Raw genomic sequence first — 15,311 nt, forward strand, 5'->3', positions numbered from 1 at the left:
GTGTTTTTATCAACTTTATGTGTATAATTATACACATACCAAATATCCTTGTCAAGAATTTTTTGAATATTTTTTCAAAAAACTTGCGATTTTTATGATTTTATAACAAATATACAGTATATATACAAATATTCAATGGTTTTATGCAAAAAAAGTCTCCCCAGCTGAGCTAGGGAGATATGTATTATCTTAATTATAGAATTTTTTCAAATCGTTCTGTGTAGAATAGCGCTGCTGTCATTACAATTGTACAAATGAATAGACAAAGTGCTGCTACTGTCCATGAACCAAAAAGGTCAAAGCTATAACCAAAGAGCGTTGGTCCGAAGGCTGCTAGCAAGTAACCACCTGATTGTACCATACCTGATAATTGTGCTGTTTGACTTGGTGTATGTGATTTCATTGAGAATGTCACAAGCAAGTATGGGAACAAGGCACTAACAGCAATACCGATTAAAATATTAACTGTCAACCAATAAGCAAAGCTGCTTGTTTGGAAGAGAAGCATTCCTGTACCTACAACGGCACAAGCTGACACAATCGCAAGCATGATTTTACGGTTTTTACTTGATAGATTTGTTGTCAAAGTAGGGATTGTCAATGAAAACGGCAAGCTAATCAATGAATAAATTGAAGCTAAGATACCTGCTGCTTCGCTTGAAAGACCAGCTTGGCTAGCCATTGTTGGCAACCATGTCATTCCTGTGTAGAAAAGAAGAGATTGCAAACCACCAAAGACAAGAAGCGCGATAGCGGCTTTATTTTTCCAAAGTGATGTTGAACGTTTTTCTTCATCTTGCTCTGTCATGTGATTGTGGAAAGTATTTGGGAACCAAACTGCCAAAGCTACCAAAATCAAGAAGCTAAGAATCAGAATCAAACCTTTCCAAGATGTTGCTTTAACAATCGGAACAGCAACTGAAGCGGCAACTGATGATGAGAGCCCCATAGCTGTTGTATAAATTGTTGTCAACAATCCGATACGAAAAGGTTGGTTTGCCAAAATGATACTTGGGAACAAAACGTTCATCATGGCAATGCTGATTCCGATAATCATTGTTCCGATGTAAAGACTTGGAAGGTTAAGCACGCGCATGCTTGAACCGATAAACATGGCAATCAGAACCATGGTGAATAATTTTTCAAGTCCAAATTTATCCGCTAAACGTGGTGCCAAAGATGAACAAAAGGCAAACATAATCAACGGAATACTTGTCAAAACACCCAAAGAATTGACTGAAACACCTAAACCATCCGCAACGTAACTAAGGACAGTTGGAATTGTCGTAAATGGGATACGCATAACAGCGCCCACAAGAATAATTCCTGGGACGAAAAAGATAGAATAGTCTTTTTTCATGTAACTCCTCTTAACTTATAAATAACAAAATTTTAAAGCCTATTATAACAAGAAGTAAGTGACTTTAGAATAGGTAATAGCAAAGAAAACGTTTTTCACAAGCAATTAAAATCTTTCTAAAAATTCATAATTTTAGATAAAAATACAACTTAATACATTTGCTTGATTTACTCTAAAATAACAGCGCCTTTTTCTGACATACCGTCTAAAGGAAAATATAAAAAGCCTGAGAATACCTCAGACTTTTTTATCTATTATTTCAAGTTTTTAAGCATGTTATCAATGTGTTCAATTGATTTTTCACGACCAAGAAGGTAGATAGTATCTGGAAGTTCTGGACCGTGCATTTCACCTGAAACGGCGATACGAATTGGCATGAAGAGGTTTTTACCTTTGATACCAGTTTCTTTTTGAACAGCTTTGATTTGTGGGAAGATGTTTTCTGATTTGAAATCTTCATCACTCATTGCTTCAAGTTTAGCTTTGAAGGCTTCAAGAACTGTTGGAACTGTTTCACCAGCCATGAATTCTTTTTCAGCATCTGTCAATTCTGGGAAATCTTCAAAGAACAAATCAGTAAGTGGAAGGATTTCATCAACAGATTTCATTTGTGGTTTGTAAAGTTCAACCAATTTTTCTGCTTTATCAGTCAAACGACCAGCTTCTTCCAAGAATGGTTTAGCCATTGCAAAGATTGTATCGAAATCTGCGTTCTTGATGTATTCGTTGCTCATCCAGTCCATTTTCTTTTGGTCAAAGGCAGCTGGAGATTTGCTCAAACGGTGTTCATCAAAGAGTTTGATCAATTCTTCACGTGAGAAGATTTCATCTTCACCACCTGGGTTCCAACCAAGAAGAGCGATGAAGTTAAAGACTGCTTCTGGCATGTAACCTTTTTTACGGTAGTCTTCGATGAATTGAAGTGTGTTAGTGTCACGTTTTGACAATTTTTTACCAGTTTCAGAGTTGATAATCAATGTCATGTGACCGAATTCTGGTGCTTCCCAACCAAGAGCTTCGTAAACCATCAATTGTTTTGGTGTGTTTGCGATGTGGTCATCACCACGGATAACGTGAGAGATTTCCATCAAGTGGTCATCGATAACAACGGCAAAGTTGTATGTTGGGTAACCATCTTTTTTCTGGATAACCCAGTCACCACCGACGTTTCCACCTTCAAACTCGATGTCGCCTTTAACGATATCATGCCATTTGTAGATACCTGATTCGTTAACAGCCAAACGAACTGTAGGGATGATTCCTTTTGCTTCACGTTCTGCGATGTATGCTGCTTTTTCTTCTTCAGACATACCAAGGAATTCGTTGATGTAACGAGGAGTTTCACCAGCAGCTTCTTGGCGTTCACGTTCTGCAGCTAATTCTTCTTCAGTAACGTATGATTTGTAAGCTTTACCTTCAGCTAGCAATTGGTCGATGTATTTTTGGTAAATATCCAAACGTTCTGATTGGCGATATTTTTCGTGAGTTTGTGGGCTTTCGTCCCAATCCATTCCCAACCATTTAAGGTTTTCCAATTGTGAACGTTCACCGTCTTCGACATGACGTTTACGGTCAGTATCTTCGATACGGATTACAAAATCACCACCGTGGTGACGAGCGTAAAGATAATTAAAGAGCGCTGTACGCGCATTTCCGATGTGTAGAAGTCCTGTTGGACTTGGTGCATAACGCACGCGAATTTTCTTAGGCATTTTCGTCTCCTGTTAAAATTTCAATCGTTTCTATTATAGCACAATCTTGAGTCTTGGAACAAAAAATTCAGCTGAAATCAGCTGAATTCCTTCTTATATTTAAGATTTGAAGCGATTAAGCTTTAACTGGATGCTGAGCTAGCAGCACTGGACTCTTTTTCCTTGATATAATCAATAGCAATAACCAAAGAAATGACAAGGTCAGACAAAGAATCATCAGCAATTTCCACTCGATAAGTTGAAGGAAATTTAAACCATTCTTGATGAATCTTAGCCACCTCACGGCCCTGGTCAAGAAGGCTAAATGTCATATTCCAAATATCCCCAGCTACTTCTAAACCAAAATCAGAAATATCATACTTAGCTTTCAACAATGAAAAACGTTTTTGAATCGTGATTTCCTTACCATCCGCAAAAGTCACCATAAACTTTGGAAATGGAAAACTAAACTGCTGCTTGATATGACTGACAGTCTTTCCTTGCCCATCAAAAATGGTAAATTCCTTAAATAGTTTCAGAAAAGAACCTTGAACCTGATAAGCCAAACGACCATCCTCATCAAAGATGTCAAACTTGCCAGCTAGCGACCAGAATTTTTGGCTGATTTCAAATTTTCGCATAAACTTCTCCCAATTTACTCAAAACACTAAAGATATTTTTATGGCAAGTCATTGCCAGCAGCCAAGTAGATTTCATACCATTCTTTTCGTGTCAACTGGATTTCTGCCGCCTTAGCTGCCTCAGCTACACGAGCTTTTTTGGTTGTTCCAATCACAGCTTGTATTTTTGCCGGATATCGCAACACCCAAGCAATAGCAACCGCTGACGGGCTGACATGATATTTCTCAGCCAAACGGTTTAAAACCTGATTTAACTCAGGGTATTTCTCAGAACCCAAGAAAACACCGCCAAAATAATCAAACTGAAGTACTGACCAAGCTTGAATCACCACATCATGCAAACGGCAATACTCAAAAATACTGCTGTCGCGAACAATCCCAGCCTCTTGTTTCATGTTGACATGAAAACCAGCGTCAAAACTAGGAGTAAAAGCTGCACTCAATTGCAATTGATTAGCCACCAAAGGTTGTTTGACATCTTTTTGAATCAATTCCATCATCATCGGATTTTGATTTGAGACACCAAAATCAATAACTTTTCCCTGTGACTTCAACAAATCAAAAGCTTCTGCAATCTCTGCAGATTCCATAAGGGCATCTGGACGATGAAGCAGCAAGGAATCAATGTAATCAACATTAAGTCGCTCTAAAATACCATCCACAGCTTCTAAAATATGCTCTTTTGAAAAATCAAAATAAGTAAATTCTTCCATGCGGATACCACATTTTGATTGAATCCACATCTTCTCACGCAAGTCTGGGCGGCGCTTCAACACCTCTCCTAAGATTTGCTCACATTTTCCATGACCATAACAATCTGCAATATCAAAGGCATTAATTCCAACTGCCAGAGCAGACTCAATCAACTCTTCAACTTGATCAACCGTCATTTCTGAAATGCGCATTAATCCCAAAACAACTTCTGAAACTTCCTTTTGGCGCTCACCAAATTTGATATATCTCATTTTTTCTCCTTTTTCAAAATCAAACACCTAGAGTGTCACTTCACTGATGCGACCTGTATCAACATCATAAACAGCTCCTGAAATGACGATATCATCAGGAATCAACGGTGATTCGCGCAGCTTTTTAACATCCTCACGGACACTTTCTTCAACATCAGAAAATGGCAAAAAGTCTTTTCCATGAACTGACACACCTAAATCACGCGCCAACTGCTCTGCAAATCCTTCATTACTAAGTCCTTGCATGCCACAATCTGTGTGATGCAAAACCACAATTTCACGTGTGCCTAATTGCTGCTCAGAAATTACCAAAGAACGAATGGTATCATCGGTCACACGACCACCTGCATTTCGCAAAATATGAGCATCCCCAAGTGCCAAACCAAGGGCGTGCGCCACGTGCAGGCGCGAATCCATACAAGTCACAATCGCAACATGCGTCTTGGGTTTCTGTGGCAAATGCGCCGTGCCATGCAAGTCAGCATAAGCCTGATTGGTTTTTAAAAATTTTTCAAAATAAGACATTCAAATCTCTCCTTAAGAGTCACCTATGATAGCGTTTTTATCATCTTATCACTTTTAGGCTTGCTTGTCGCTTAAAAAGACTCACACAAAAAAACAGAGGAGCGCTCTCCTCTGCATCTATTTAAAAACTTTCTTAAGAACTTCACCGACAGTTGTTACCCCAACCACTTCAATCGTTTCTGGAATATCAATGCCAGCTAAAGAATTCTTGGGTGCGTAAACTTTGGTAAAGCCAAGTTTTGCCGCTTCATTGATGCGTTGTTCAATACGAGTGACACGACGAATCTCGCCCGTCAAACCAATTTCACCGATGAAAGCTTCTTGTGGATTGGTTGGCTTTTCTTTATAGCTTGACGCAATCGCTACCGCTACTGCCAAGTCGATGGCTGGTTCATCAAGTTTGACACCACCAGCTGACTTGAGATAAGCATCTTGATTTTGGAGCAAAAGCCCACAACGTTTTTCAAGCACCGCCATAATCAAGCTGACTCGGTTAAAATCAAGACCTGTCGTTGTGCGTTTGGCATTTCCAAAGACCGTTGGGGTCACCAAAGCTTGGACTTCTGCCAAAATCGGACGACTTCCTTCCATAGTAACCACAATAGCTGAACCAGTCGCACCATCCAAACGTTCTTCTAAGAAGACTTGGCTAGGATTAAGCACCTCGACAAGCCCGCCAGATTGCATTTCAAAAATGCCAATTTCGTTAGTTGAACCAAAACGATTTTTCACGGCACGCAAAATACGGAAAGTATGGTGACGTTCCCCTTCAAAGTAGAGCACTGTATCCACCATATGCTCAAGCATACGCGGTCCAGCAAGCTGACCTTCCTTAGTCACGTGGCCAACGATAAAGGTCGCGATGTTGTTGGTCTTAGCCAGCTGCATGAGCTCTGCTGTTACTTCACGTACTTGTGATACTGACCCTTGAACCCCAGAAATATCAGGACTCATGATGGTCTGAATCGAGTCGATAATCAAGAAATCAGGCTGAATTTGCTCAATCTGCGCACGAATGGCTTGCATATTGGTCTCAGCATAAAGGTAAAATTCATTGTCAATGTCGCCAAGTCGTTCACTACGCAGTTTAATCTGCTCAGCTGATTCTTCCCCAGAAACGTAAAGCACCGTTCCCTTGTCAGCAAGCTGAATCGATACTTGCAAAAGCAGGGTTGATTTTCCGATACCTGGGTCACCACCGATAAGCACCAAACTGCCTGGCACCACACCGCCACCAAGCACACGGTTAAATTCATCCATGTCTGTCTTCGTGCGTGAGTAGTTAATCGAGCTCACATCTTTTAATTTGGTTGGCTTGCTCTTTTCACCCGTCAAGCTGACACGCGCATTTTTAACCTCTTGCACCTCAACTTCTTCGACAAATGACGTCCATGACGAACAGTTTGGGCAACGCCCTAAATACTTAGGAGAATGATAGCCACACTCCTGACAAATAAACGTTGTTTTCTTCTTAGCGATAGCTCATTACCTCCTTTATATTGTCACTCTAAACCTTATTTTCCTGTTGACCCAAAGCCACCAGTACGCACGCCATCTGCTTCGTCACCGTCAGCAACCAAGAAAGGCATGAAAACACCTTGGACAATGCGTTCGCCAGCTTCAACCACAACCGTTTCATCTGTGATATTTTTCATTTGCGCAAAAATGTGACCTTCGTTGGCTGGGTTGCCATAGTAGTCACCATCGATAACACCAACTGAATTAATCAAAACCAAACCTTTTTTACGTGGATTTGATGAACGGTCAAAGAGATAAAGCACTTCGCCAGCTTGCATGTAAGCTTTGACTCCAGTTGGCACCAATTTGATTTCACCTGGTGCGATTTCTGTTGTGACAGCCGCTTTCAAATCATAACCAGCTGCATGCGCTGTTTCACGTTTTGGTAATAATGTTTCGTCTGTGAATTGAGAAACCAATTCAAACCCTCTAATTTTGCTCATTTTGTCTCCTTAATTATCTATTCGTATTAAATTTCTTTTCCTTCAAAGGTAAAGCGAATGTGTGGGAATTCTTTTTCGCCGTCTTTTCCGACCATGAATTCCTTAGCTTCTTTTTTGATTTGATTTAAATCAACACCCTGCATTTTGGCCGCAAAAACACAGCCACAATAACATTGGCGGTAAATATCGTACTCTTCACACATTTCAACAGAACGGCGGTAGCCATTATTTTTCTTGAAATCACTTGGCAAGTACTTGGTTGCATAAACCTTTTGAACCTCAATACCGACACTGTTAATGACTTGGGAATTTTTGTGCGGGCTGATTGTCAAGGCACTAGCAAAATAGTCATAGCCAAGCTCTACTGCTTTTTGCGCAGCCTTGTCCAAACGATAATCAAAACAAGCCGTACAACGTTCCCCGCCTTCAGGCTCTTCTTCTAAGCCATGAACCTTTTGAAAATACTCAGACGGGTCATAAGGCGCTTCGATGAAATCAACCGTATTTCCTGTTTTTTCATTAAATTCTGAGATAAATTTTTGCACCACATAAGCACGGCGAAGATACTCATCCTTTGGGTGAATATTAGAATTCGCAAAATAAACCGTCACATCAGCGTATTGCGTCAAATATTCTAATGTATAAGTTGAACACGGCGCACAGCAAACGTGAACAAGAATTTTAGGTCTTACTTCTTCTTGCGCCCAACGTTTAGCCATTTGTTGCATGACACGGTCATAGTTGATTTTTTGATTGGGATTCATTCGTGATAAAATCTCTTCTAAATCAATCACAAAAATAGTCTTCCTTTCCAGTACTGATGAGGTCACCCCATTATACCATAAGTTATTTTTCAAAAAAATGACAAAGATTTCTAATTAAAATAGAGCAAAAAAATGACAATTATCACCTGTTTTTTATAAACAAAGACAAACATAGCCGTCTTATGATATAATGGAGATTGTAATCTTGCTCGTTTAAGAGAGGAGTAAAAATGACAAGACAAAAAGTTGCTGTCTTAGGGCCTGGTTCTTGGGGAACCGCTCTTGCACAAGTATTAAACGACAATGGACATGAAGTTTGTCTATGGGGAAATATCCCAGAACAAATCGAAGAATTAAATACGAAACATACTAACACTCGCTACTTCAAAGACATTACAATCTCTGAAGATATCAAAGCGACACTTGACTTGAAAGAAGCACTTACAGACGTTGATGCTATCTTATTTGTTGTCCCAACAAAAGTAACACGTTTGGTTGCAAAACAAGTCGCTGAAACACTTGATCACAAAGCTGTTATCATGCACGCTTCTAAAGGTCTTGAACCTGGAACACACGAACGTCTTTCAACAATTCTTGAGGAAGAAATTCCTGCCGAATTGCGCTCTGAAATCGTCGTTGTCTCTGGACCAAGCCACGCTGAAGAAACAATTGTTCGAGACATTACCTTGATCACTGCCGCTTCTAAAGATCACGAAGCTGCTAAATACGTTCAAAAACTCTTTAGCAACAATTACTTCCGCCTTTACACTAATACTGATGTCATTGGTGTGGAAACAGCTGGTGCACTTAAAAACATCATCGCTGTCGGAGCTGGTGCGCTTCACGGTCTTGGTTTCGGCGACAATGCTAAAGCAGCCGTTATCACACGTGGACTTGCTGAAATCACACGTCTCGGGGTTAAATTGGGAGCTAACCCACTTACTTACAGTGGTCTTTCTGGTGTTGGTGACCTTATCGTAACAGGAACATCTGTTCACTCTCGTAACTGGCGAGCTGGTGATGCTCTTGGTCGCGGTGAAAAACTCGAAGACATCGAGAAAAATATGGGAATGGTTATCGAAGGGATTTCAACAACTAAAGTTGCCTATGAGTTAGCTAAAGAATTGGATGTCTACATGCCAATCACAACTGCTATCTACAAAGTCATCTACGAAGGTGCTGATGTTCGTGATAGCATTCTTGGCATGATGTCAAATGACTTCCGTTCAGAAAACGAATGGCACTAAAATTAGAATTATAGTATAATTTAATTCAGCATAGTTTATTTATGAAAAGGAGTTCTCGTATGAATATGAGAAAAGTTAGAAAAGCCGTTATTCCCGCAGCTGGTCTTGGAACTCGTTTCTTGCCAGCTACAAAAGCACTCGCTAAAGAGATGCTTCCAATTGTTGATAAACCAACAATCCAATTTATCGTCGAAGAAGCCTTAAAATCAGGTATTGAAGATATCTTGGTTGTTACTGGTAAATCAAAACGTTCTATCGAAGACCACTTTGACTCAAACTTCGAATTAGAATACAATTTGGAACACAAAGGAAAAACTGATCTTCTTAAACTCGTTAATGACACTACAGCCATTAATCTTCACTTCATCCGTCAAAGTCACCCTCGTGGACTTGGTGATGCTGTCCTTCAAGCCAAAGCTTTTGTAGGCAACGAACCATTTGTCGTTATGCTTGGTGATGACCTTATGGATATCAACAACGATAAAGCTGTACCACTTACAAAACAATTGATTAACGACTACGAAAACACACATGCATCAACAATCGCTGTTATGCCTGTGCCTCACGAAGAAGTTTCATCTTACGGCGTTATCGCACCTCAAGGCGAAGGAAAAGACGGTCTTTACAGTGTTGAAACATTTGTTGAAAAACCAGCACCTGAAGATGCACCTAGTGATCTTGCTATCATCGGTCGCTACCTTCTTACTCCAGAAATCTTCAATATTCTTGAAACACAAAAACCTGGAGCTGGTAATGAAATCCAATTGACAGATGCTATCGACACTTTGAACAAAACACAACGTGTTTTTGCACGTCAATTTAACGGTGATCGCTATGATGTCGGTGATAAATTCGGCTTCATGAAAACTTCTATTGACTATGCACTTCAACACCCACAAATCAAAGATAACATGAAACAATATCTTATCGATTTGGGTAAAAAATTGGAAGCTGACTCAACTAAAAAAGAATCTAAATAATATGCTATAACATAAAAAAGTTCCTCTAGACATTGTCTAGAGGAACTTTTTGTTATGACTTTAATGCAAAGCCATGGCAATCAAGACAAGACTTAAACCAACGTAAGCCGCTGCTGCCAACCAACGTTGCCATGGTTTAAACATGTTTTTCTCCACAAGTGTCGGTAAAAAGATGGCACATAAGACACCACCAACAAGACCACCAATATGACCAGCAATCCCAATACTTGGAGTAAATAAGTTGAAAATCAAATTCACAATAATCAAAGCTTGATAATTTCTACCAAGTTCTTTTAAATAAGGATTTCTTCCAAAATACCCAGCAACCATAATCGCTGCAAAAACGCCAAAAAGCGACGTTGAAGCTCCCGCAGCAATCACGTTTGGCGTAAAGAAAAGTGTAAAGATATTCCCAACAATTCCTGATAAAACATACAAAGCTAAAAACTTGTGATGTCCCCAAATCTGCTCTGCTATTTGACCAACAAAATATAGCGTTAAAGCATTGAAAAAGAAATGTTCCCAACCGATGTGGACAAATATCGGTGTCACCAAGCGCCACAATTGACTTGGAAATAAACTAACGTAGGCACCATACATCCCACCAGTATTAAAAATGGCTTGGTTAGATGTGGCATTTCCAAAATAAATCACCTGCATGGCTATAAAAACCAAAGTCGTTAAAGCCAGCAAAAAGATCGTCACTGGACTTTCTTTAATAACATTTTTCATCGACTAAATACCTCCATAACAGCGACATCATGACTGTCTGGCTGAAACTCTGCTTTCTGACACTCATAAATCGTACTAATTGTTTTGCCTTTATAATCTGCTAAATACCTGTCATAATAGCCAGCCCCATATCCAATTCGAAAACCATCTTGGTTAAAACCAACACCTGGCACATGAATCAAATCAATTTCTGACTTATCCACAGCTTTATCACAAGCAGGTTCCCACAATCCAAATGATGTTTTCACCAAGTTATCCACATCATAAGGACAAAAAATCATTTTGCCGTGTGGATAAGTTTTTGGAACTAAAATGGTTTTGCCATCTTTTTGAGCTTGTTTAATCAACAATTCGGTATTATACTCAAAATCAAAAGCCAAATAAGTGGCAATAGTGTCCGCTTTTTGATAAGCAGAAGATGCTAGCAACTCATCTAATAAAGCCTTATCTTTCAAGGCTTTTTCTGTTCTATCTTGATGTTTTAAGTGAGCAATGATGCTCTTTCGTAAAGCAACTTTTTCCATGCTTTTATGATAACACAAAACCGGTATTTTACTCAGCAAAAACCTTAAAATTTACTTTAAGGTTTTTTTAAGGTTTCTCCGCTATACTATATCTATCCTAAATAGCGGTTCTCCCAAACCGCTGGGAATTGGCTCTTTTGGAGTTATTCCCTTTTCATAAATCTCCTGGACATGATTGAGAAATCATGTCCTTCCCTTTTTAAGCCGCTAGCTCCCAATAGCGGCTTTTTTTATTGCTAAACACAAAAGGTAGCAAGGTTAAAACTTGCTACCTATTTTAGATTTAATGACTTGCTTTTTCTTTTAAGAAAGCCGAAATTTCACTAACCGCAAATGAAAGAGCTGCTTCATTTGGACTCATCTTAGGATGATGAAGAGCGTACGGTGTTTCAACACCCAACCAGAACATCACCCCTGGAATTTTATTTAACAAATAGCCAAAATCTTCTCCAGTCATAGCTGGCAAGCAGTCAATCAGATGAACAGCTTCGCGATTTCTGAAGAAGTCCATGGCCTCACGCGCCAATTCGGGATTATTTTCCACAGGGAGATAACCACCTTGTTTCAAATTAATCTCTACTTCCATTCCAAAGCTTGCTGCTACCCCTTTTGCAATCTCAGTCACTCGTTTTTGAATCAAAAGGCTCATGTCTTGCGTCAAGGTACGAATGGTTCCATGCAGCTGCGCTGTTTCGGCAATGACATTATTAGTTGTCCCCGAGTGGAAAGAACCAAATGTGACGACACCGCCTTGAATCGGGTCTACATTTCGGCTGACGATTGTCTGCACCTGAGTGACAAAATAGGACGCCGCAACCAAGGCATCGTTAGCTTCATGTGGAAATGCAGCATGGCCCCCTTTTCCTTTAAAAGTGATTAAGACCTCACAAGTCCCCGCAAATAGAGTTGAGGTATTTGTCGCGATAGTCCCAACTTCAAAATCAGGTCGCACATGCAGACCATAAAATTCATCTGGCTTCCAATCCCCGAAGGCATTGTCCTGATACATGAGCATACCACCTGCTTCATTTTCTTCGGCGGGTTGAAAAAGGAAAAGTAGGTTATTCTTTGGTTGTATTTGCACTAGCTCATTTAACAAACCAAGTGCTACTGTCATGTGCATATCATGCCCACATGCATGCATGCGCCCCTCATGCTGGCTGGCAAAAGGAAGACCTGTTTCCTCAACCACAGGAAGAGCATCAATATCTGTACGCCAACCAATTGTTTTTTCAGGAGCTGAGCCTTTTAAAAAGACCAAAATCCCAGTTCGCCAAGTTCGTTGTTCCACAAAATCTTTTCCCGCTGTGATTTCTGCAATACGCTCCAAAAGATAAGCCTGCGTCTTAAACTCTTCCAAACCAATCTCTGGAATCTGATGCAAATCACGACGAATTTTAATTAAATCTAAAGTCATATGTTTTCCTTTATTTGTGAAAAGCTTGAGAAAACTCCCAAGCCTTTGAATCTCTTATTACAAATTACGCAAAGCGTCTTCGAGCGCTGTTTTTTGTTGTGTTTTGGCATCAATTTCTTTAATGACGCGTGCAGGAACACCTGCAACAACAACATTTTCTGGAACATCTTTAGTTACAATAGCTCCTGCTGCTACAACAGAACCATTACCAACTTGAACACCTTCGATAACAACGGCATTTGCACCAACAAGAACATTGTCACCGATGCGAACTGGTTCAGCTGAAGCTGGCTCGATAACACCTGCAAGAACAGCACCAGCACCAATGTGACTGTTTTTACCAACAATAGCGCGTCCACCAAGAACAGCACCCATATCGATCATTGTCCCTGCACCGATTTCAGCACCGATATTGATAACTGCTCCCATCATAACAACGGCATTGTCATCAATAGTTACTTGGTCGCGGATAATCGCACCTGGTTCGATACGAGCATTAATGTGGCGTTTATCAAGAAGTGGCACTGCTGAATTACGACCATCTTGCTCAACAACATAGTCTTTGTTTTCAGTTAAATTAACCAAAAGCGGTTCAACATCTTTCCAATCACCAAAAAGCACATTACCAAGTTTTAGAACGTTTTCTGGAACTGCTGCAGCCAATTCGCCTTCAAATGTCACCTTAACATTTGTCTTTTTCTCCGCATTCCCAATAAACGCAATAATCTCTTGAGCCGTCATTTTTTGTGCAGTCATATTTAAGATACCAAAAGTGTTAGAAAATCGAGAATAGATAGCTCTCTTTTCTCATCAAACACCCTATCCCTTCTAATTCAAATTTAGTTAATTGTATACTATTATACCAAATATTCAGAAAATTTGGAAAGAAATTTCTTTGATTTTCACTAATTTGATTAGTAGACTGCCAACCACACAAAAAAAGCTTCCTCTCGGAAGCTTTTTATCTGTGTAGTGATGAATTAAAGACGTGCGTTCAATTCAGCTGACAAGTCTTCAAATCCTGGTTTACCAAGAAGAGCAAACATGTTTTTCTTGTATGCTTCTACACCTGGTTGGTTGAATGGGTTAACAGCGTTAAGGTAACCTGAAAGACCGATAGCCAACTCGAAGAAGTAGATTGTGTAACCAAGAGTAAATTCATCTTGTTGAGGAAGTGTCAAGAACATGTTAGGTACTCCACCGTCAGTGTGAGCAAGAAGTACACCATCAGTTGCTTTTTTGTTTACAAAGTCAACGTCTTTACCTTGAAGGTATCCAAGACCGTCAAGATCTTCTGACAATTCAGGGATAACAACGTTTTTACGTGGTTTATCAACACGAACAACTGTTTCAAAGATGTTACGGTAACCTTCTTGGATGAATTGTCCAAGTGAGTGAAGGTCTGTTGAGAAGTTAGCAGATGTTGGGTAGATACCTTTTTGGTGTTTACCTTCTGATTCACCAGCCAATTGTTTCCACCATTCACCGAAGTATTGAAGTGATGGTTCGTAGTTAGCCAAGATTTCAGTGATGTAACCTTTACGGTAAAGTACGTTACGAACTGCAGCATATTGGTAAGCGATGTTTTCTGAGATTTCAGCAGAAGTCAATTCTTTACGAGCAGCGTTAGCACCGTTCATAAGAGCTTCGATATCGATACCAGCAGCAGCGATTGGAAGAAGACCTACAGCAGTCAATACTGAGAAACGTCCACCAACGTTATCTGGAACAACAAATGTTTCCCAATCGTTAGCAACTGCTTCAACTTTAACAGCACCTTTAGCTTTATCTGTTGTAGCGTAGATACGTTTGTTAGCTTCTTCTTGACCGTATTTTTCAACTAGAAGTTCTTTGAAGACACGGAAAGCAATAGCTGGTTCAGTTGTAGTACCTGATTTAGAGATAATGTTAACTGAGAAATCTTTGTCTTTAACGTATTCAACAAGGTCTGCAAGGTAAGTTGAAGAAATTGAGTTACCAGCGTAAAGGATTTGTGGGCCTTTACGGTCTGCAGATGCTTGAAGGTTGTAGAAGTGATTGCTCAAGAAATCGATAGCAGCACGTGCTCCAAGGTAAGAACCACCGATACCGATAACGACAAGAACTTCGCTGTCTGATTGGATTTTAGCAGCAGCTTTTTGGATACGAGCAAATTCTTCTTTGTCGTAGTTTTCTGGAAGGTCTACCCAACCAAGGAAATCAGAACCAGGTCCAGTACCTTTACGCAAATATTCGTCAGCAACGTTGACTTGTGTTTGCATGAAGTCGATTTCTTCTTGTTCGACGAATTGACCCAACAATTTTGAATAGTCAAATTTAATATGTGTCATTACAATACTCCTCAAAAAATTAAATTTCTCTTCTATATTACTCTTTTATACACTTTTTTTCAATCATTTTTGCTAAATAATCCTATAAAATAAAGCGTTTCACGGACTTTTTCTAACTTGCTGAAAATTTTCATGAAACAATCATTCATGCATGAAAAACTCCGCTTTTTTTGC

General features: G+C 39.7%; 15 protein-coding genes. 2 read left to right on the forward strand and 13 right to left on the reverse strand.

Annotated elements, in window-relative coordinates; translation table 11 throughout:
• Nucleotides 1-193: 193 nt before the first annotated feature.
• The 8 genes from BLR83_RS06805 to BLR83_RS06840 all read right to left on the reverse strand — a co-directional run bounded on the left by BLR83_RS06805 (nucleotide 194) and on the right by BLR83_RS06840 (nucleotide 7,937).
• Entirely contained in the window at nucleotides 194-1,360 is a 1,167-nt protein-coding gene (locus tag BLR83_RS06805; RefSeq protein ID WP_074560968.1) for a CynX/NimT family MFS transporter, read from the reverse strand.
• Between the two features lie 254 nt (nucleotides 1,361-1,614).
• A complete protein-coding gene (gltX, locus tag BLR83_RS06810) occupies nucleotides 1,615-3,072 on the reverse strand; it encodes a glutamate--tRNA ligase (RefSeq protein WP_074560969.1) in 1,458 nt (485 codons plus the stop codon).
• Between the two features lie 122 nt (nucleotides 3,073-3,194).
• On the reverse strand, nucleotides 3,195-3,692 hold the full coding sequence (locus BLR83_RS06815; protein WP_074560970.1) for an LURP-one-related/scramblase family protein: 498 nt from the start codon (nucleotides 3,690-3,692) through the stop codon (nucleotides 3,195-3,197).
• A 38-nt stretch (nucleotides 3,693-3,730) separates the two neighbouring features.
• Nucleotides 3,731-4,657 (reverse strand): aldo/keto reductase, encoded by a 927-nt coding sequence (locus BLR83_RS06820; RefSeq protein WP_074560971.1) that lies wholly within the window; start codon nucleotides 4,655-4,657, stop codon nucleotides 3,731-3,733.
• A gap of 27 nt (nucleotides 4,658-4,684) precedes the next feature.
• The gene (locus tag BLR83_RS06825; protein WP_074560972.1) at nucleotides 4,685-5,182 is read right to left on the reverse strand and encodes a beta-class carbonic anhydrase; all 498 of its coding nucleotides are present in this window, start codon (nucleotides 5,180-5,182) and stop codon (nucleotides 4,685-4,687) included.
• 117 nt (nucleotides 5,183-5,299) lie between these two features.
• Complete coding sequence (radA, locus tag BLR83_RS06830; RefSeq protein ID WP_074560973.1) at nucleotides 5,300-6,661, reverse strand: DNA repair protein RadA; 1,362 nt, start codon at nucleotides 6,659-6,661, stop codon at nucleotides 5,300-5,302.
• A 35-nt stretch (nucleotides 6,662-6,696) separates the two neighbouring features.
• Nucleotides 6,697-7,143 carry a dUTP diphosphatase gene (locus BLR83_RS06835; protein WP_074480130.1) on the reverse strand — a complete coding sequence of 149 codons (447 nt, stop codon included), beginning with the start codon at nucleotides 7,141-7,143 and terminating at the stop codon, nucleotides 6,697-6,699.
• Nucleotides 7,144-7,169: 26 nt separating this feature from the next.
• Nucleotides 7,170-7,937 carry an epoxyqueuosine reductase QueH gene (locus BLR83_RS06840; RefSeq protein WP_074560974.1) on the reverse strand — a complete coding sequence of 256 codons (768 nt, stop codon included), beginning with the start codon at nucleotides 7,935-7,937 and terminating at the stop codon, nucleotides 7,170-7,172.
• Between the two features lie 200 nt (nucleotides 7,938-8,137).
• Here BLR83_RS06840 and BLR83_RS06845 point away from each other — a divergent pair, with 200 nt between their 5' ends.
• Together BLR83_RS06845 and galU are read left to right on the forward strand one after the other, a co-directional pair.
• On the forward strand, nucleotides 8,138-9,154 hold the full coding sequence (locus BLR83_RS06845; RefSeq protein WP_015695767.1) for an NAD(P)H-dependent glycerol-3-phosphate dehydrogenase: 1,017 nt from the start codon (nucleotides 8,138-8,140) through the stop codon (nucleotides 9,152-9,154).
• A 65-nt stretch (nucleotides 9,155-9,219) separates the two neighbouring features.
• The gene (galU, locus tag BLR83_RS06850) at nucleotides 9,220-10,134 is read left to right on the forward strand and encodes a UTP--glucose-1-phosphate uridylyltransferase GalU (protein WP_074561114.1); all 915 of its coding nucleotides are present in this window, start codon (nucleotides 9,220-9,222) and stop codon (nucleotides 10,132-10,134) included.
• A gap of 60 nt (nucleotides 10,135-10,194) precedes the next feature.
• Here galU and BLR83_RS06855 read toward each other — a convergent pair whose 3' ends face one another.
• The 5 genes from BLR83_RS06855 to BLR83_RS06875 all read right to left on the reverse strand — a co-directional run bounded on the left by BLR83_RS06855 (nucleotide 10,195) and on the right by BLR83_RS06875 (nucleotide 15,137).
• Nucleotides 10,195-10,866, reverse strand: coding sequence for a rhomboid family intramembrane serine protease (locus BLR83_RS06855; RefSeq protein WP_074560975.1), 672 nt, complete (start codon nucleotides 10,864-10,866; stop codon nucleotides 10,195-10,197).
• Nucleotides 10,863-11,390, reverse strand: a complete 528-nt coding sequence (locus BLR83_RS06860; protein WP_074560976.1) for a 5-formyltetrahydrofolate cyclo-ligase — start codon at nucleotides 11,388-11,390, stop codon at nucleotides 10,863-10,865. The genes BLR83_RS06855 and BLR83_RS06860 overlap by 4 nt, the downstream gene beginning before the upstream one ends.
• Nucleotides 11,391-11,673: 283 nt before the next feature.
• Nucleotides 11,674-12,807, reverse strand: coding sequence for an N-acetyldiaminopimelate deacetylase (locus BLR83_RS06865; protein WP_074560977.1), 1,134 nt, complete (start codon nucleotides 12,805-12,807; stop codon nucleotides 11,674-11,676).
• 57 nt (nucleotides 12,808-12,864) lie between these two features.
• Nucleotides 12,865-13,563 (reverse strand): 2,3,4,5-tetrahydropyridine-2,6-dicarboxylate N-acetyltransferase, encoded by a 699-nt coding sequence (dapD, locus tag BLR83_RS06870; protein WP_074560978.1) that lies wholly within the window; start codon nucleotides 13,561-13,563, stop codon nucleotides 12,865-12,867.
• Between the two features lie 224 nt (nucleotides 13,564-13,787).
• The gene (locus tag BLR83_RS06875) at nucleotides 13,788-15,137 is read right to left on the reverse strand and encodes a glucose-6-phosphate isomerase (protein ID WP_074480136.1); all 1,350 of its coding nucleotides are present in this window, start codon (nucleotides 15,135-15,137) and stop codon (nucleotides 13,788-13,790) included.
• Nucleotides 15,138-15,311: the final 174 nt, after the last annotated feature.

It is taken from the genome of Streptococcus equinus (assembly GCF_900101445.1).
GTDB lineage: Bacteria > Bacillota > Bacilli > Lactobacillales > Streptococcaceae > Streptococcus > Streptococcus equinus_B.

Bases quoted from the DNA above. Each gene is read 5' to 3' on its own strand.
- BLR83_RS06865 (WP_074560977.1), bottom strand. From the start codon at position 12,807: ATGACTTTAGATTTAATTAAAATTCGTCGTGATTTGCATCAGATTCCA.
- BLR83_RS06825 (WP_074560972.1), bottom strand. From the start codon at position 5,182: ATGTCTTATTTTGAAAAATTTTTAAAAACCAATCAGGCTTATGCTGAC.
- BLR83_RS06835 (WP_074480130.1), bottom strand. From the start codon at position 7,143: ATGAGCAAAATTAGAGGGTTTGAATTGGTTTCTCAATTCACAGACGAA.
- galU (WP_074561114.1), top strand. From the start codon at position 9,220: ATGAGAAAAGTTAGAAAAGCCGTTATTCCCGCAGCTGGTCTTGGAACT.
- BLR83_RS06855 (WP_074560975.1), bottom strand. From the start codon at position 10,866: ATGAAAAATGTTATTAAAGAAAGTCCAGTGACGATCTTTTTGCTGGCT.
- gltX (WP_074560969.1), bottom strand. From the start codon at position 3,072: ATGCCTAAGAAAATTCGCGTGCGTTATGCACCAAGTCCAACAGGACTT.
- BLR83_RS06805 (WP_074560968.1), bottom strand. From the start codon at position 1,360: ATGAAAAAAGACTATTCTATCTTTTTCGTCCCAGGAATTATTCTTGTG.
- BLR83_RS06815 (WP_074560970.1), bottom strand. From the start codon at position 3,692: ATGCGAAAATTTGAAATCAGCCAAAAATTCTGGTCGCTAGCTGGCAAG.
- BLR83_RS06845 (WP_015695767.1), top strand. From the start codon at position 8,138: ATGACAAGACAAAAAGTTGCTGTCTTAGGGCCTGGTTCTTGGGGAACC.
- BLR83_RS06820 (WP_074560971.1), bottom strand. From the start codon at position 4,657: ATGAGATATATCAAATTTGGTGAGCGCCAAAAGGAAGTTTCAGAAGTT.
- BLR83_RS06875 (WP_074480136.1), bottom strand. From the start codon at position 15,137: ATGACACATATTAAATTTGACTATTCAAAATTGTTGGGTCAATTCGTC.
- BLR83_RS06860 (WP_074560976.1), bottom strand. From the start codon at position 11,390: ATGGAAAAAGTTGCTTTACGAAAGAGCATCATTGCTCACTTAAAACAT.
- dapD (WP_074560978.1), bottom strand. From the start codon at position 13,563: ATGACTGCACAAAAAATGACGGCTCAAGAGATTATTGCGTTTATTGGG.